Source organism: Flavobacterium sp. HJ-32-4 (assembly GCF_022532105.1).
GTDB lineage: Bacteria > Bacteroidota > Bacteroidia > Flavobacteriales > Flavobacteriaceae > Flavobacterium.
In genome coordinates, this window is the sequence record NZ_CP092832.1 from 2,256,926 (window position 1) to 2,274,648 (window position 17,723).

The 17,723-nt window shown below is 52.1% G+C and carries 16 protein-coding genes; 11 read left to right on the forward strand and 5 right to left on the reverse strand.

Annotation, left to right across the window (positions count from 1 at the left end; all coding sequences use genetic code 11):
- Both MKO97_RS09420 and MKO97_RS09425 read right to left on the reverse strand, forming a co-directional pair.
- On the reverse strand, positions 1-429 hold the full coding sequence (locus MKO97_RS09420) for a thioredoxin family protein (RefSeq protein WP_241102965.1): 429 nt from the start codon (positions 427-429) through the stop codon (positions 1-3).
- A gap of 152 nt (positions 430-581) precedes the next feature.
- Entirely contained in the window at positions 582-1,370 is a 789-nt protein-coding gene (locus MKO97_RS09425; protein ID WP_241102966.1) for a TIGR00730 family Rossman fold protein, read from the reverse strand.
- Positions 1,371-1,490: 120 nt separating this feature from the next.
- On the opposite strand from MKO97_RS09425, the gene MKO97_RS09430 reads away from it, so the two are divergent.
- The 6 genes from MKO97_RS09430 (at position 1,491) to MKO97_RS09455 (ending at position 6,747) form a co-directional block, all read left to right on the forward strand.
- Positions 1,491-2,132, forward strand: coding sequence for a TetR/AcrR family transcriptional regulator (locus MKO97_RS09430; protein ID WP_241102967.1), 642 nt, complete (start codon positions 1,491-1,493; stop codon positions 2,130-2,132).
- A gap of 80 nt (positions 2,133-2,212) precedes the next feature.
- Entirely contained in the window at positions 2,213-4,588 is a 2,376-nt protein-coding gene (locus MKO97_RS09435) for a TonB-dependent receptor (protein WP_241102968.1), read from the forward strand.
- Positions 4,589-4,598: 10 nt separating this feature from the next.
- Positions 4,599-5,363, forward strand: coding sequence for a hypothetical protein (locus MKO97_RS09440; protein WP_241102969.1), 765 nt, complete (start codon positions 4,599-4,601; stop codon positions 5,361-5,363).
- A 50-nt stretch (positions 5,364-5,413) separates the two neighbouring features.
- Complete coding sequence (locus tag MKO97_RS09445) at positions 5,414-5,899, forward strand: hypothetical protein (RefSeq protein ID WP_241102970.1); 486 nt, start codon at positions 5,414-5,416, stop codon at positions 5,897-5,899.
- A gap of 144 nt (positions 5,900-6,043) precedes the next feature.
- Complete coding sequence (locus tag MKO97_RS09450; protein WP_241102971.1) at positions 6,044-6,325, forward strand: hypothetical protein; 282 nt, start codon at positions 6,044-6,046, stop codon at positions 6,323-6,325.
- 38 nt (positions 6,326-6,363) lie between these two features.
- A complete protein-coding gene (locus tag MKO97_RS09455) occupies positions 6,364-6,747 on the forward strand; it encodes an ankyrin repeat domain-containing protein (protein ID WP_241102972.1) in 384 nt (127 codons plus the stop codon).
- Between the two features lie 57 nt (positions 6,748-6,804).
- Here the strand turns inward: MKO97_RS09455 and MKO97_RS09460 are convergent, their stop codons facing one another.
- Positions 6,805-7,890, reverse strand: coding sequence for a M42 family metallopeptidase (locus tag MKO97_RS09460; protein ID WP_241102973.1), 1,086 nt, complete (start codon positions 7,888-7,890; stop codon positions 6,805-6,807).
- Positions 7,891-7,970: 80 nt separating this feature from the next.
- Between MKO97_RS09460 and MKO97_RS09465 the strand changes: the two genes are divergently transcribed.
- Both MKO97_RS09465 and MKO97_RS09470 read left to right on the forward strand, forming a co-directional pair.
- Entirely contained in the window at positions 7,971-8,654 is a 684-nt protein-coding gene (locus MKO97_RS09465; protein WP_241102974.1) for a DUF4294 domain-containing protein, read from the forward strand.
- A gap of 153 nt (positions 8,655-8,807) precedes the next feature.
- On the forward strand, positions 8,808-8,999 hold the full coding sequence (locus tag MKO97_RS09470) for a cold-shock protein (protein ID WP_241102975.1): 192 nt from the start codon (positions 8,808-8,810) through the stop codon (positions 8,997-8,999).
- A gap of 68 nt (positions 9,000-9,067) precedes the next feature.
- Here MKO97_RS09470 and ligD read toward each other — a convergent pair whose 3' ends face one another.
- Together ligD and MKO97_RS09480 are read right to left on the reverse strand one after the other, a co-directional pair.
- Complete coding sequence (ligD, locus tag MKO97_RS09475) at positions 9,068-11,578, reverse strand: DNA ligase D (RefSeq protein WP_241102976.1); 2,511 nt, start codon at positions 11,576-11,578, stop codon at positions 9,068-9,070.
- Between the two features lie 3 nt (positions 11,579-11,581).
- Positions 11,582-12,373, reverse strand: a complete 792-nt coding sequence (locus MKO97_RS09480; protein WP_241102977.1) for a Ku protein — start codon at positions 12,371-12,373, stop codon at positions 11,582-11,584.
- 189 nt (positions 12,374-12,562) lie between these two features.
- On the opposite strand from MKO97_RS09480, the gene MKO97_RS09485 reads away from it, so the two are divergent.
- From MKO97_RS09485 to MKO97_RS09495, 3 genes are all read left to right on the forward strand, one after another.
- Positions 12,563-16,234 (forward strand): metallophosphoesterase, encoded by a 3,672-nt coding sequence (locus tag MKO97_RS09485; RefSeq protein ID WP_241102978.1) that lies wholly within the window; start codon positions 12,563-12,565, stop codon positions 16,232-16,234.
- A 64-nt stretch (positions 16,235-16,298) separates the two neighbouring features.
- Positions 16,299-17,393 carry a redox-regulated ATPase YchF gene (ychF, locus tag MKO97_RS09490; protein WP_241102979.1) on the forward strand — a complete coding sequence of 365 codons (1,095 nt, stop codon included), beginning with the start codon at positions 16,299-16,301 and terminating at the stop codon, positions 17,391-17,393.
- A complete protein-coding gene (locus MKO97_RS09495) occupies positions 17,393-17,707 on the forward strand; it encodes a hypothetical protein (RefSeq protein WP_241102980.1) in 315 nt (104 codons plus the stop codon). The genes ychF and MKO97_RS09495 overlap by 1 nt, the downstream gene beginning before the upstream one ends.
- The last annotated feature ends 16 nt before the right edge of the window (positions 17,708-17,723 follow it).

The following is a 17,723-nucleotide window of genomic DNA, read 5'->3' on the forward strand; positions in this document are numbered from 1 at the left end:
TCAGCGTTTGGTATCGACGTTGGCCAGCTCGTTGATCCAGTCGTCGGGCTTTTCAGAAGGTTTGCCAGCCCAACGTTTCAGAACTTTCCCGTTGCTGTCTAATAATAAAGTGAGAGGAAACGTACCTTCCTTGTTGTATTTCTCCGCCAGCATCTCGTTGCGTTTGACGATGTCGGCAGCCGGTTGGTTTTTGGATTTCCTCGGAAAATCGGCATTGACCAACACCAGGTGGGCGTCGGCGTAGGTTGCGAACGCGGCACTTTCGAGGTAGTCTTTCCGGAATGCGATGCACGGACCGCACCAGTCAGACCCCGAGAAGTTCAATAATACGAGTTTGTGTTCGTCCCGCGCTTTCTGCAGGGCTTTGTCAAAATCGGCCTCCCATTGCCACAAGGCAACGAAAGAGAGAAGAAAAAGAAGTGGCTTCATAATGGTAACGATAACAGTGAAAGGACGGGTTTATTGTATGCCAACCCTTACTCCCTGATAACCTGCATGCAAAGTACGAATTTCCGGACGTCGATTTAGGTGATATACATCATAAAACTAGAGAAGGGAACAAAAGAGTTCCTTCGCGCCTGTCAAAGTGCTTTCCGGATCCGCTTTTCGCCCAAAAGACGCATGGGTCGCTGCGAAGCCGCCTTCGACTGCATCCGCGTTTCCGCAAATTCGCGTATATGCGCCTGGGCTTCTTCGACGCTGTCGGTCAGCAATACATACCGCATATCATCGGCGCTGATGGTCTCCAGTTGTTTCATCCGTTCGAAATGGGCGATGAGGTCCTTATGGAATTCCAACCCCATGATAATAATAGGGAACGCTTCGGTTTTGCCGGTTTGCACAAGGGTAAGCGTTTCGAAGAACTCGTCAAGGGTGCCATAGCCGCCCGGCAACACGATAAAGGCACTGGAGTATTTTCGCAGCAATTCCTTCCGTACGAAAAAATACTCGATAGATACAAAACGGTCCAGATACGGATTAGGCGATTGCTCCCGCGGAAGGACAATATTACACCCAATCGACAAACCGCCGCCTTCCCGGGCACCCCGGTTGGCCGCTTCCATGATTCCGGGTCCACCGCCGGTCATGATCGTAAACCCCGATTGCGCCAATCCGGTCGCTACTTCCCGCGCGAGTTCGTAATAGGGATGCCCTTCCTTAAAACGCGCCGATCCGAAAATAGTCACGCACGGACCCGCAAAGTGCAACGCCCGAAAGCCGCGTATGAACTGCCGTACGACACCAAAAGTGTAGGCGAGCTCCCGCCATCGTTCCCGGGGTCCGCGAAGGAAACTCTTTTCTTCGGCATGCGCCTGCCGCGCTGATTTTCGTGGCGGTGCCGTCGTGGCGTCGGTTGGGGTAGGTGTCATGGGTAGTAGTGCTAGGAATACAAATGTAGGTAGCAGAGAATAATCTAAATCGCTTCTTTAAGGGTATTTAACAGCGTCTACATCCGCTTCCCCAAATGCACCAGGAAATAATTTGGAAAATTGAACGCCGTTCATTTTCTTTGCATCGTGGGAACCGCCGAACGAAAAATAGAAGATAAGGAACGGCTTCGGTCGCTCATTCTCCAGGCAGCAAAAAAACTGTTTGTCGAGAAAGGGATCGAACACACGACCATGCGCAATATCGCCGACACCGTTCGCTACAGTGTGGGGACGGTATACGTATACTTTAAGGATAAGAATGCCATCCTGCACGAACTGCACACCCAGGGTTTCATCCAGTTAGGGGGGAAGATGCAGGTATTGGGCGCCGTATCTGAACCTATGGAACGCCTCAAGGCCATGGGACGGGCCTACATTGCCTTTGCCATGGAAAACCCCGACATGTACGACCTGATGTTTTCGATGAAGGCCCCCATGGAATTTATCCATGAAAATTGTGATCACGATTGGGACGAAGGGAAAGGAACCTTTGACGGCCTCCGCATGACCGTCGCCGATTGCATCGCCAATGGATACTTTAAAGGCCATGAAACCGAACCGCTGGCGTTTGTCATCTGGAGCACCGTACACGGGATGTGTGCCCTGAAGATTGCAGATCGAATACGGGGCCTCCGGTCAGAGGAGCCAACAGAAGTGGTTATGGAAGCCTACGAGGAGTTCGTCAGGCTCATTGACCGTTGATTTTTTTTGCTCTTATAATGAACAATGTTCAAAATAAATAATACGTTCATCCATATTCTCAATCAATTAAAAAACAAAACATGAAACAGTTCTTCACACTGCTGCTAAGCCTCCTGGTGGGAGTGGCTTTCAGCCAAAAAGGGGTCGTAAAAGGCACCGTCATCGACAAACTTACCGAAGTGCCGCTGCCCGGCGCTACGGTTACCATCAGCACAGGCTCGTCCGTCGTCATCACCGATGAAAAAGGGGCGTTTGAATTTACCAACGTACCGCTCGGTCGTCTCAACCTCACCGCCAGTTTCGCCGGATACGCCTCGGTTACCATCCCCAACGTCGATGTCACCGCGGGGAAAGAGGTGATCCTGACGGTCGCCCTCACCGAGACCTTGACCGACCTTCAGGAAGTCGTCATCAAACAACAGCCCGGCAAGGTAAAGTCCTTGAACAAGATGGCCGCCGTATCTGCCCGACAGTTCAGCACCGAAGAAGTGAACCGTTATGCCGGGGGGCGGAGCGACATCGCGCGACTCGTATCGAACTTCGCCGGCGTTTCTACTGCGAACGACAGCCGGAATGACATCGTGGTGCGTGGTAATGCGCCGACCGGTATGCTGTGGCGACTTGAAGGCATCCCGATTCCGAGTCCGAACCACTTTTCAACCGTCGGTACGACCGGCAGTCCGGTGTCAGCCCTAAACCCGAATATGATCGCCAATTCCGATTTTATCACATCGGCATTTCCGGCCGAATACGGCAACGCGCTCAGCGGCGTTTTCGATCTCAATCTCCGAAAAGGGAACAAGGAAACGTATGAATTTCTGGCTGGGGTAGGTGCTTACCCGGGCGCTGAACTCATGGCGGAAGGCCCGTTCCTAAAAAAGGAAGGTTCGTTTCTCGTTGCTGCCCGCTACGGCATCGCGGGTTATCTGGGTGGCGCTGGGACAGGCGCGGCTATCCCCAATTACAATGACATCGCCTTCAACCTCGATTTCGGAAAGGGAAAGGCCGGAGAGATTACCTTCTTCGGTATCGTCGGGTTTTCTGACATCGAATTCCTCGGGAAAGACGCCGACGATTCGGATCTCTTCTCTGCCCGCGACGCCAACCAGAAGGTGCGATCGAATTTCTTTGTAAGTGGACTCACTCACAAGATTTCCCTGAGCTCGAAGACATTTCTGAAATCGAATATTGCTTTTTCCGGTAGCGCCAACACCTATGACGAAGAGCGAATCTACTTCCTTGACCAACCCCAGGAGGTAACCCTTCCCTTCACCGTCAACGACAATCAGGATTACCGCATCACGGTGAGTAGCTACGTCAATTCCAAGCTCGCAAAAGGGGTGCTGCTGCGTTCCGGCGTGCTGCTCGAACATTTTTCGATTGACTATAGCCTGCGCAGCCGTGACCGACAGTCAGACGCCGATGGAGACGGATTTCCCGATTACAACAGCATCTACAAAACAAAAGGCGATTACAATGTCGTACAGCCGTATGCCCAACTGCAATGGCGCCTGTCGGATAAACTGACACTGAACGGCGGACTCCACGGCCATTTTTTTTCGCTCACGGATGAGGTGAAGGCGGAACCCCGCGCTGCTGTGACGTATAACGTAACGTCGGGCAGCAGCCTGAGTTTCGGGTACGGACGGCACCACCAAAACGTGCCGGCGCCCATCCAGTTCCAGAATGAAAATGTAGACGGGGTACTGGTGCAGACCAACCGCAACCTGCGCCTCGTGGCCAGCGACCATTATGTTCTCGGCTTCGAACAACGCCTCGGCGACAATTGGCGGGCAAAGGCCGAGGTCTATTACCAATCGGTTACAAAAGCAGCAGTCGAACGCAATCCAACCAGCTATAGCTCGATTACGGAAGGGGCCGATTTTGGTTTCTCCACCGACAAAGTATCATTGGTTAACGGAGGTCGCGGTCGCAACCGTGGCGTCGAAGTGACGGTCGAAAAGTTCTTCAGCGACGGCTACCATGCCTTGCTGACCGGTTCGTTTTTCGATGCGAAATACAAAGGCAGCGATGGCATCTGGCGAAACTCACCCTTTAACAACCAATATGTGGTCAACTTTTTGGCAGGGAAGGAACTGAAGATAGGAAAGGCCCGGAAAAACACCTTGTCATTCGACATGAAACTTACGACCTCCGGCGGACGGTTTTACACGCCCGTCGACCTCGAGGCTTCGCAGGCAGCGGGCTACGAGATCAAACAGGATGACATCGCGTTCAGCGAGCAATACCGGCCTTATTTCCGACTCGATCTCCGCACCGGTTTCAAGTTCAACAGCGGCAAGCGAAAAAGTGCCCACCTGATTTACCTCGAACTCCAGAATGTCACCGACCACGACAATATCTTCATCGCGCGCTACAACCGTTTGACCAACGAGGTAAACGAGGTGAACCAAATCGGTTTCTTCCCGGATTTCGGATACCGCTACCAATTTTAAATTCCTTATCATGAATTTTCTCGAACTCCTTCGCGAACGCAGTGGGCCGTTTTTCTGGTTCGGACTGCTCTTTCTTGTACTCGCAGTGGTGTGCCTTGTCGCCACCCGCCTATCCGACCAGCAGGTGTTGGGCGTCAATGCCTATTATAAACCGTTCAAGTTCTTTGTGTCAAGCTGGCTTTTTGCCTGGACGATGGGCTGGTATTGCGGTTACCTGCAAGCACCAACCGCCGTTATGATCTACACCTGGTTTGCGATCGGCGTACTGTGTTTTCAGGATTTCTATATCCTGATACAGGCGGCACGCGGGTTACGGTCGCACTTTTACGTCGAAACACCGTTCTATTCGGGTATGTTCAGCCTCATGGCGGTTACCTCGGTCTCCTTGGCGTTCGCTACGCTTTGGATAGCAGCTTTGTTTTTTTCAGACAAGGTAGTGGAGTTACCGCAGTATTACCTGTGGAGTATCCGATTCGGACTCCTCCTGTTCGTGGTGTTCGCCCTTCAGGGACTCCTAATGGGTGCGCGTGGGTCACATTTGGTGGGAGCCCCGGACGACGCGCCCGGCATCCGCGTGCTGAACTGGAGCCGTCAGGTCGGAGATTTGCGCATTGCCCATTTTCTCGGAATGCACGCGTTGCAATTGCTGCCCTTGGTGGGAGGGTATGTTATACGAAATACGAAGGGCGTAGCCGTATTTGCCCTTCTGTACCTGGCAGTATGTATCTTCTCGACCCTCCAGGCCTTACAAGGTCGTCCGTTTCTTCGCTTGTGACGATGTAACGGTTTGGAGGGAAGGGCTTCTAATGGGGCAAAATGACTCGTATGGAAACGTTATGGGAAGATAACCGAAAAGGAAGTTACGACTGTTTTGTAGATGGCATTCACCGGGTGGGCGTGGCTTTCTCCGGTAGCAAGGCCGTCATCACCACCGCGGATGGCATATTCGAAATCCGAATAAAAGGATTTTGGCGGACCCGTTACAGCATCACCGATCAAAACGGCGCGGAAACCGAGCTGAAGGCGGCAAAGGTATGGGGCTCCGGAGCCACACTGAAATGGAAAGGAACCGAATACCAGCTCAAAATCCGAAACAACCCGCTGGTGGAAGGGGCGTTTTGGCGTGACGGGCATCCGGTATTGGCGTATGGCCTTACGACCGAGAACCGAAAGCCCGCCATCCGCGTCACCCGAACGGCCGCCGTCGACCCGCTGCTGGATGGCATCCTGTTTTATATCATGCGTCCCATTTTTCAGGAACAGGGTGCCTGCGACGTATCGGCCAGCCTCATTCTGATGATGGCGGTATGAAGGGCCGCTAAGATGCGCATCCATTCCTTTATGGTTGTAATTCACGGGAAGTACGAAACGTTAAATTTTTCACAACGCATTAAATCCCAGTAACAAAAAAGAAGTGACCGCGTCTATTAGGTATCATCATCAATCACAATCATCATGAAAAAATCAATCACTTTCCTGGCCATCGCCATCCTGGCAGCCGGGTCCGCTTTCGCCGGCAACACAGTAGAAAATGAAAACGTAACTGCCGGAACGTCTAAGTACATTTCATTCGCCGATGAGTCGCTTATAGAGAGCGAAACAGGCGACCTGAAAAAAACGGAACGCACTTCTTCCGAAACCATCGAATCAGACCGAAAAGTTACCGAAGCAGCACCCATTCCGTATGTGTATCTCGCTAAGCCGCAGAAACTCGAACTGCCGTCGCTCCGCAACTAGTTTTCCCGTTTTCATAACCAAATTATCCATCATCAATCATGAAAAAAGCAATCATTTGCCTGGGCATGTTCGTCATGTCCGTAACGGGCACGGCCTTGGCCGCCACCATTGAATCTCCGCAAATCCTGACACATCAGGGGCATCCAAACGGCACACCGCTCTGCTTCGCCATCATCAAAGGCGATGTGGATGTCGTCAAAAAGTTCATCGAATACGGTGCCGACGTCAACGAAACAGCACGGGGCATATCCCCACTGATGTATGCCGCACACTACAACCAGACGGAAATCGTAACGTTGTTGCTCAAAAGAGGTGCACGACTCGACACGAAAGATGAGCGCGGCAAAACAGCCCTTGATTACGCCAAAGAAGCAAATGCCACAGAAGCAGTGGAGCTTCTTGAGCAGGCCGCCAAAAAATAAGGATTTAGTTGTTTAGGTGGGAAGGCGCCGGATGCATTGCAGACGGCGCCTCTCTTTTTATTTGAAGTACGAGAAGGTTTCGTTTGCTTCTATTTTCAACAACGACTCATAGATAAGCCTGATTACATTCTCGACATCGTGACGGTGCACCATCTCGACTGTTGTGTGCATATAACGCAACGGCAGTGAAATCAGCGCTGAGGCCACGCCGCCGTTGCTATAGGCGAACGCATCTGTATCGGTGCCGGTTACCCGCGATGAGGCATGCCGCTGGAACGGGATTTCCTTTTCAACGGCTGCATCGACGATCAGGTCGCGTAATTTATTCTGTACGGCGGGTGCGTAACTGACCACCGGTCCGCGTCCAATCTTCGTATCACCTTCTATCTTTTTGTTGATCATAGGCGTCGAAGTATCATGGCACACATCGGTGATAATCGCCACATGGGGCTTGATCGTGTTCGTAATCATCTCGGCTCCGCGAAGTCCTACTTCCTCCTGGACGGAGTTGGTGATGTAGAGTCCGAACGGCAATTTTTTCCCGTTTTCATGTAGTAATCGCGCGACTTCTGCGATCATAAAGCCGCCCATACGGTTGTCGATGGCACGGGCGACGAACTTATCATCGTTCAGCACCATGAATTCGTCCGGATACGTGATGACACAGCCGACGTGAACGCCTTTCTGTTCCACCTGTTCTTTGTTTTCGCACCCAATATCGATGAAGAGGTTGTCGATTTTCGGCTGCTCTTCCTTATCACGGTGACGCGTATGGATGGCCGGCCACCCGAAAATGCCCTTGACGATGCCCTTCCGGGTATGGATATGGACGCGTTTGGATGGTGCAATCTGGTGGTCGGATCCGCCATTTCGTACGACGTAGAGAAGCCCGTCATCAGTGATGTAGTTGACATACCAGGAGATTTCATCCGCATGCCCCTCGATGACCACGCGATACGGCGCATCGGGGTTCAAAACGCCCACGGCTGTTCCGTAGGTATCGGTAATAAAGGTGTCGACATACGGACGGATATAGTCCATCCACAATTTCTGTCCTTCCGCTTCATAACCGGTCGGAGAGGCATTATTAAGGTAGGTTTCGAGAAAGGAAAGTGAACGTTCGGTAAGAATGGGCGTGTGCATGTAAATAATTTTTGCTAAAAATAACAATTTGGCACCAGAGTTGATAAGGGATTTTTAATTTTGGAACAACCCGTTTACCCATGAAAAAACTTGTGTTGTCTTTTGTTTTCGGCTGTGTGTCATTTGTCGGTTTTGCCCAGGTAGAGAAGGGGGATGAATACCTTCAGCAACCCGATACCATTTCCATGAAACTCGACCTGCCGGATGTGTATATCGATCCCAAGCAAGCGGCCCTTGACGCGGAGTTCCGGAAACAGTTCCTGATTTTGCAACGACGTGTTTATAAGGTATATCCGTACGCGAAGACAGCGGCTACACGCCTCACCGGACTCAACGCAGGCATGGACAAAATGAAGAGTTCGAAGGAAAAACGGAAGTACCAGAAAATCGTCGAGAAGTATCTCAAAGAGCAGTTTGAACCGCAGCTAAAGAAGCTTTCGCGAAAAGACGGCCAGATTCTCGTCAAGCTCATACACCGACAAACGGGAAGTTCCACCTACGATTTGATCAAAGAGTACAAAAGCGGTTGGAAAGCGTTTTGGTCGAACAATACCGCGAAGCTTTTCGATATCAACCTCCGCACGACCTACCAACCGATGGAGGTCAACCAGGATTACCTCATTGAAACCATCCTTACCCGGGCCTTTGCCAGCGGCCGATTGGAACCCCAGGCACCGGCATTTCCCATCGATTACGATGTGGTACAGGCGCATTGGGAGAAGTTGGTAGCGGAGCAGGCGGAGAAAAAGGCGGACAAGCCATAGCGTTAACCCGTCGTTGCGGCGACATCCGAGGGCGGTCTGCCGTTGAAAAAAAAGAATAACACACGGCTGTTCTTTTTTATTTTTATAATATTTTTAAAAAATCGTTGAAAATAATTTAAAAGATGTACCTTTGACGCTTAATATTTTATTTTTATGCAAGAAGGAACAATCAAATTTTTCAACGAAGACAAAGGCTTCGGGTTCATTACGCCAGACAATGGCAATGACGATTTGTTCGTACACGTGAGTGGTCTGAATGGTCGGGTACGCGAAAACGACAAAGTATCGTATACCGTTGAACAAGGTAAACGAGGACTTAACGCCGTAAACGTAACCGCGATCTAAAAATATATTTCCAATATGTTTTTACAAGCCAACTTTTTAGTTGGCTTTTTTGTTGGAATATAATGAGCTTACGAGAGTCGCTTCAATACTTCTTTTAAGTCAATGGCTTCCTCGAACATCCCGCTCCACAGGTCGCCTTCTTTCACAAGGCGTTTCGGAACGGTGTGTATGTTGTAGGCTTTCAGGTCGAGGCTTTCGTCTATTTCGTCCCACGATAAGGGGCAGCTTGCCGTAGCACCTTCGCGCGGCCGTAAGGAATAGACCGCCGCCATGGTTTTACCCCTTCCGTTTTGCAGAAAATCGAGGTAGACCTTTGCCTTACGTTTGTCGGGCATCCGTTCGAGGCTCACGACATCCGGTAATTCACGCTCTACCATCTGGCTCACGATATGCGAGAAGGTCCGGGTTTGCTCGTATGTATATTTCGGTTTTACAGGGATAAACACATGAATCCCTTTGCCGCCTGACGTTTTTACATACGCAGGCACCTCAAGCGTATCCAGGAATTCCTTCAGTTTTTTCAATACCCTGACGATTTTTTTCGTTTCGACGCCCTGCGGATCAAGGTCAAAGATGATGTAATCGGGATGATCAAGGCTTCCGATCCGACTGCTCCACGGGTTGATTTCAATGCAGCCGAGGTTGGCCATATAGAGCAAGGTATCTTTATCCTGGCATAGCATCAGGGTGATGTCCTCATGGTTGGATTCCGAGAAAACAGCTTCCGTACGCACCCAATCAGGCACCATTCCCTCCACATTTTTCTGGAAGAAACCGGCATCTTTTATTCCGTTTGGCGTGCGCCGTAGCGACTGCGGCCGGTCGAACAGATAGGGCAACATCGCGTCGGCCACCGCTTCGTAATAGGCTATTACATCGCCTTTGGTGATCTTTTCAACCGGCCAGAAGATCTTATCCAGGTTTGAAAATTCCACTTTAGATGATGTCTTCATTTTATTTGATTTTTTGATAGTTGTACTCGACTTTTTAGGAATCGTCGTTTCTTTTGAAGCGGTCTCCCGAATGACCTGTTTCGGATCTTTGTCTTCCCGCAACCCTAAAAACACCGGATGCCGCAAACTACCCGTTTCCGTCCATTCGGAGAATTTCAATTGGGCTACCAGGGAGGGTGTCACCCAGTGTGCACCCTTTTCTTTCGGGATGGTGGAGAACGGTGCGGTTTTCCGTTCCAGTTTATCAAGGGTTTTTCGCAAATCACGGAGATCGTCATCGGAAAATCCGGTTCCGACCTTGCCCGCAAAAACCAGTTTTCCGGAAGCATCATAATGCCCAACGAGTAAGGCCCCGATTCCGACGCGGCTGCCCGAGGGTTCGGTAAAGCCACCGATGACCATTTCCTGTTGGTTTTTCGTCTTGATTTTCAGCCAGTCCTTTGATCGTTTATTTTCCACATACCGCGAGGATTTCCGCTTGGCGATAATGCCTTCCGCCTGGGCTTTCTCTGCCTTTCGATAGGCGTCCGTTCCTTTTTCTTCGGTATAGGGCGACAGCCGGATGCGGTCGCTGACCGGCAAGACCGCTTCCAGTATCTTCTTCCGTCGCATCAGGTCGAGGTTCCGCAGATCATATCCGCCAAAATAAAGAATATCAAACACATAGAAACGGAGCGTGCCTTTTTGCGTGTCCTCATAATGTTGCAGCCACTGGAATCGGGTTCGTCCTTCGTCGTCTTCCACTACGACTTCGCCATCAAGCAACATGTCGCCGCGATCGGTGGGGAGGGAGGAGATAATCTCGGGATATTTTTTGTTGAATGACAACCCATTACGGGATATCAACGCTACTTTTTGTTGTTGTAAACGCGCGAAAGCCCGATAGCCGTCGTACTTCGGTTCGAAGATCCAGTCGGGATGGTCAAACGGTGCGTCGGAGAGGGTCGCTTTCTGCGGGCGCCAGTCGTCGGGGATGGTTTTCAGGTATTCGGCCCCTTCCACATCCTCGGCGGTAAAGTTTGGTGCGGAGCTGTCCTTTCGATTGGAATGCCAGACGTCGTTCCCGGCTGCGATGGCGTCAAAATCGCGTCCGGTGAGCACCGACGTCTCATCGAACGTGCCTTTTTTCCGGGCGAAGGTGTCGTCCGCTTTCATCAGCAGCCACTGTTCCTCTTTCATTTCAAAAAGGTGCCAGGAACCTTGCAGTTTCGTGCCTTCCAATACAATCTTAATGGAACGTTCACGTAACTGTTTCTTCATCAAGGCCGTATCCTTATCCGTCGGCCTATCGGCGCCTTCCGGGCGGTAGGTGCCGATGTCCCAAACCATTACGGTGCCGCCGCCGTATTCGCCTTTGGATATCGTGCCTTCAAATTGCATATAGTCGATCGGATGGTCTTCTACGTGCATCGCGAGCCGTCGGTCGGTAGGGTCGAGGGAAGGCCCTTTCGGTACGGCCCAACTGACCAATACGCCGTCGATCTCCAACCGGAAGTCGTAATGCAGGTGCGACGCGGCGTGCTTCTGTATGACGAACCGCAATGCTCCTGTTGCTTGGTCCGGTGTGCCTTCCGGTTCGCTCGTTTTCCTGAAATCGCGTTTTGCGTTATAGCGTGAAAGTCCCATAGCTTAGTTCTTAATCGCTTCCAAACTGGCTTTCAACTGTTCGAGTAAATCGTCGGAAGCGCCGCGCGTGGCTTTGGGCTTTTCTTCCGCATCGGCGCTCACGGCCTTCTTGCCCGGTTTTTCCTTTTCTTTCCGGCGGATGATTTTCAGCAATTCCTCCTTGTACGTGTCCTTGTACTTTTCCGGCTCAAAGTCACCTGTCATCTGGTCGACGATGGATAAGGCCATATCGAGTTCCTTCTTTTCGAGTTTCATTTCGCCGGGAATATTGGCCTCCGCCGGATCGCGAAGGTCTTGGTCGAAACGCATCTGTATCAGCAGGATGGCGTCGTCTTCTACTTTGAGGATACCGAGGTGCTCGGTGCTTCTAATCACATATTTCGCGAGTCCGGCCTTTCCTGATTTTCGCAACGCCTCCCGCAGCAGGGCATAGGTTTTGCGCGCTTCTTTGGCCGGTTCAACGATGTACGGCTTTTCGAGGTATTGTGACGGGATGTCTTTCTCTAAGACAAATTCAAAGATGTCGATGCGTTGCGTTTTTTCGGGAAGTGCTTTCGCGAAGTCTTTTTCGTCGATGATGATATAATCGCCGTCGTCGCGTTTGTAGCCTTTGGCGATGTCGTCCCAGGCGACTTCCTTACCGTCTTTCTTACAGACCCTGACATATTGGATCTCGCATTTGTCTTTCTTGCGTATCATGTCGAGATCGATCCGGTGCGACACTGAGCCGCTAAAAAGGCGAATGGGGATGCTGACGAGTCCGAAACTGATGTTCCCTTTCCAGATTGCTTTCATGGGTATGTGCGCGGGGATTGTACCACGTCAACCAAATTTGGGCAAACGTGTCGACCGGTGCGTTACAGCTTTCCGATCCGATCTTGCATTATGGAAAGTTGTAACATCGGTCGTCAATTATGGAAGACACGGTTCACTGTCTGCCCGTACTTTTGACCAGGGAGAATACCCAGCTCCCCGCCACTTCCTATGTCTGTACGACGCCTCCTTCTTCTTGCCCTTTTTGTCAGTCTCTTCGCGTCCTGTGCCACCAAAAAGGTACAGTACGGAAAGCGCGACTACACCGTCAACAGCGACACACTCGCCAAATCGAAATTGGTGCATACCTTTTTTCTGACCGGAAATGCCGGAGCGGTTGACAGCGTATCGGTTTCGGGCGCGTGGAGCCTGTTCCGCAAACGCCTCGCTGCCGCTTCTTCCAAAAGCATCTTGCTGTTTCTCGGCGATAACGTGAATCCAAAGGCTACTGAACGTTTCACTCAAAACGAAATCGACGCGCAAATCGGCCTTGCCCGTTCGTTTCGCGGCCGTACCATTTTCCTACCGGGCGATGGCGATTGGGAAAGGGGAGGGAAGGACGCACTCCTGCGCGAGGCCCGTTACATCACCGAACGACTCGGTAAAGGCAGTTTCCTTCCTGAAAAGGGCTGTCCGATACAGGAGGTGGCAGTGAACGATAACACTACCCTGTTACTGATCGATTCACAATGGTACCTGCAGAACTGGGACGAGAATCCTTCGCTGAACGATGACTGCGACCTCAAAACGCGCGACGATTTTCTCGAAAACCTCGAAGCGCGTCTCGAAGAAAACCAGCATCGTCTGGTGATCGTCGCCATGCACCATCCGTTGATGAGTAATGGTGTAAATGGCGGGCAGTATTCATGGCAACAACAACTCTTTCCCTTCGACGCAACTATTCCGCTTCCGGTAGTGGGCAGTGCGTTCAACCTGGTGCGCAGTGCGTCGGGCACGAATCCGGGTGACTTACGCAATCGCTCCTACACGGCGTTTATCCGTCGCATTACCACCTTATTGCAGGGACAGCCCAATGTGGTGGTGGTGTCGGGTCATGAACGCAACCTGCAATACCTGGAGCGCAATGGCCTGCAGCAAATCATCAGTGGCGCCCTCTCCCAAACCGAAGCCGCGCGGGCCATCTGGCACGAGGATTTCTCGTATGGAGGTACGGGCTACGCGACCCTGCAGGTCTATGAGAAAGGCGAAAGCGTGGTAACCTATTACGCCCTTCGGAACGGAAAAGAAGAGGTGTTATACCGCCATTTGGTGACACCGGTGCGGACGGAGATCCAACCGAAGACGTTCTCCCGTCAATTTCCGAAATACACCAAGGCCGCGATTTATACACCGAAAGAGACGACAAAAAGTGGCTTCCATTCCTTTTTATGGGGGAAGCATTATCGCGGACTCTATTCGCGCCCGGTAAATGCACGTACAGTTATACTCGACACGTTATACGGTGGTTTACGTCCGGTAGAGTTATCGGGCGGCGAGCAGTCGCGGGCATTGAAGCTCGAAGGACGTAACGGCAGACTGTATTCAATGCGGGCGTTGCGGAAACCGCCCGCGCGTTTCCTGCAGAAGACGGCGTTTCGCGATGTCTATATTGCCAATGACCTGGAGGAGACGTATGTGGCCGATTTCATGATGGATTTTTATACCTCGTCGCATCCTTACGCCGCACTGGTGGTGGATGACCTTGCGGCGGCCATCGGCGTGGCCTACAGTAATCCGCGGTTGTATTATGTGCCGCGCCAGCCTGCGTTGGGCGAATTCAATGAAACATTTGGCGATGAACTCTACCTGATCGAAGAGCGGGCGGACGATGGTTTCGAGAAACTGGCCAGTTTCGGAAAGCCGGATGCGTTGGTGAGTACGGAAGAAGTGTTGGCGAACATCCGCAAAGACAACCGACACCGCATTGACGAGAACGCCTACATCCGCGCGCGGCTTTTCGACATGCTGTTGGGCGACTGGGACCGTCAGCAAGCCCAATGGCGTTGGGGCGCTTACAACATAAAAGGCCAGGTCGTCTACAAGCCCATCCCGCGCGACCGCGACCAGGTGTTCCCGAAATACGGAGGGGCGTTGCTGCCGCTGGTGTTGAGTACGCCGCCGTTGCGCCACATGAAGACCTTTCGCGATGACATCCACAATGTAAAATGGCTCAATGCGGAAGCCTATACGCTTGACCTGGCGCTGATCACCCGGGCGTCGGCGGAGGATTGGCTTATGCAGGCGGATTACATCGACAAAAACCTGACCGATAAGACGATACAGGACGCATTCCGCAATCTTCCCCCGGAAATGCAGGACGGCTCGGCACGTGAAATCCAGAAACGATTGAAAAGCCGCCGGGACAAACTGCGTCGGCATGCCCTTGAATATTACCGCGTATTGCGCCGTACCGTCCCGATCGTAGGAACGGAAAAACGCGACCGATTCGTGGTGACACGCCAAACCGACGGCGCGACAGAGGTAGTCGTGTATTACGAAACGAAAAAAGGATGGGAAGAACGCGTGCGGCACACCTATCCACGAAAGGAAACCCGCGAAATCTGGCTGTATGGACTTGGAGGCGAGGATGTCTTCGAAGTGAACGACGGAGGAAAACCAGGCGCAAAGGTGCGGCTTGTGGGCGGCAGTGAAGACGACACCTACCACATCCAGAACGGACGCCGGGTTTTGGTCTATGATTCGCCCACGCCGGAAACGGCGATCGAAACGGATGGTCGCGCACGGCTGTCGATGACACATGACTACGATTTGAACCGCTATGATTACCGTCGGCCGAAATACAGTTATATGGGAAAACTGCCGTATCTGGGTTACAACCCGGATGATGGCGTCAAGATAGGGGCACGGTTGGCGTTGACGGTGAATGGCTTCTACCGAAATCCGTTTTCGCAGCGGCACATCGTGCGGGGTAACTACTATTTCGCTACCAAAGGATATGAAGTGATGTACAACGGGGAATTCCCCAGCCGCTTACGTAAGTGGCGTTTCGGGCTCGATGCGCGCTACTCCTCGCCGGTTTTCAGTTTTAATTTCTTTGGGTACGGCAACGAAACTGTTGATCCCAGAAAGTCGGAAGGACTCGACTACAACCGCGTGAAAAGCCAGTCCATTTCAGTGGTACCCGGTCTTACGTATACAGCAGATAACGGTTTTTTCGTGTACGGACAGGCGCTGTATGAATCGTACGCCGTGCAGGCGACAGAAGGGCGTTTTATCTCGACAGGCCTTGTCAGGTCGGACGTGTTCAGCCAACAACAGTTCGCCGGGTTGGCAGTGGGGTATGGTTTCCGGAATTATGACAGTGAGGCGTTGCCTACGCTCGGACTCGCCTTTTTGGCTGAAGCCGGATGGAAGGTGAATCTCGAAGATACGCGTCGCCAGGTGCCCCATGCCACGTTGTCGCTGTCGATTACCCACAAACTGGTACCCGACGGACGGCTCGTAGCCGCTTCGCAGGCGAAAGCCCGCTTCCTGTTCAGCGACGACTATGAGTTCTACCAGATGGCCACTATCGGCGGTGATTATGACGTCAGGGCATTCCGGGCCCAGCGTTTCTCGGGGAAACAGTCGTTTTTCCAGAGTACCGACCTTCGATATGAAATCGGGAAGATCCGCCGCAGCGTGTTGCCGTTGCGCTATGGGGTGTTGGGCGGTTTTGATTACGGCCGGGTGTGGTTGCCGGGCGAAGTATCCGACACCTGGCACACGTCGTATGGCGGTGGACTTTGGCTCACGGGTATCGATATCGTGACGGCGAAAGTATCCTATTTCATGTCACCGGAAGGTGGGCGTGTGTCGTTCGGACTCGGCTTCGGTTTTTAACCTCGTCTTCTTCGTTCGTCCAATCGAGGGAAACGCCTATATTTGCAACCGCAAAAACTATCTCATGAAAGCAGGTATCGTCGGGTTGCCGAACGTCGGAAAATCCACTCTCTTCAACTGTTTGTCTAACGCCAAGGCCCAGAGCGCGAACTTTCCGTTCTGTACGATCGAACCTAATGTCGGCGTCGTCAACGTACCCGATCCACGTATCGCGAAGCTCGAAGAACTCGTCAAGCCAGAGCGTGTGGTGATGGCGACGGTTGAGATCGTTGATATCGCCGGACTCGTAAAAGGCGCTTCGAAGGGCGAGGGGTTGGGGAACCAGTTTCTTGGGAATATCCGCGAATGTAATGCGATCATCCACGTACTTCGTTGTTTTGATAACGACAATATCGTGCACGTAGACGGGAACGTGAACCCGATCCGTGACAAGGAAACCATCGATATCGAGTTGCAACTCAAAGACCTTGAGACGGTGGAAAAGCGCCAGGAGAAAACCAAGCGTGCCGCTAAAACCGGTAACAAAGAAGCTATAACGGAGGATGCCCTGCTTGAGCGCATCCGCGAGGCCTTGTTGCAAGGGAAGTCGGCCCGGACGGTGAAACCGAAGAACGAAGAGGAAGAGGAATTGATGGAAAGCTTCCAACTCATCACGACCAAGCCCGTACTCTATGTCTGCAACGTCGACGAAGGGGCTGCTGCCACCGGTAATGCGTATGTAGATAAGGTACGCGAACTGGTGAAGGATGAAGACGCCGAGGTAATTGTTTTGGCGGTAGGAACGGAAGCCGATATCACCGAACTGGAAACCTACGAAGAGCGGCAGATGTTCCTGGAAGACCTCGGTCTGAGCGAGCCGGGTGCCTCCGTGTTGATCCGGGCGGCTTATAAACTTCTGAAACAACAAACTTACTTCACTGCAGGCGTCAAGGAAGTCCGTGCCTGGACCATCCCAATTGGCGTTACGGCCCCTAAAGCCGCGAGTGTCATCCATACCGATTTTGAAAAAGGGTTTATCCGTGCGGAAGTCATCGCGTATGAAGACTACGTAACGTATGGGTCGGAAGCCAAGGTCAAGGAAGCCGGTAAGTTCCGTGTGGAAGGCAAAGAATACATCGTAAAAGACGGCGACGTGATGCACTTCCGCTTCAACGTCTAATGGACGAGCGAACGGGTAAACCCCGCTTTTCGGCCTTGCTGCAATTTCTTCCTGAACGGGAAGTCGGAGGACAATCGCCTATTTCGTCGGGGCATCGCGTGGGAGTCTCCTTTCCTTTTTCGAATCTTGTCTGGAACGCGCATCTCGATTTTGGTGATGTGGAAAACGTCTATCCCGGAGATTCCGTTTCGGCCGATATGACCTTGCCAGACGGCGCCGCTATTGCCGGGCAACTGTATGTCGGACTTGATTTCGACTTTACACAGGGTGACCGCGTTATCGGAACGGGCGTCGTACGGAAGATAACCGTGTAGCCGCCAATAATCCAGC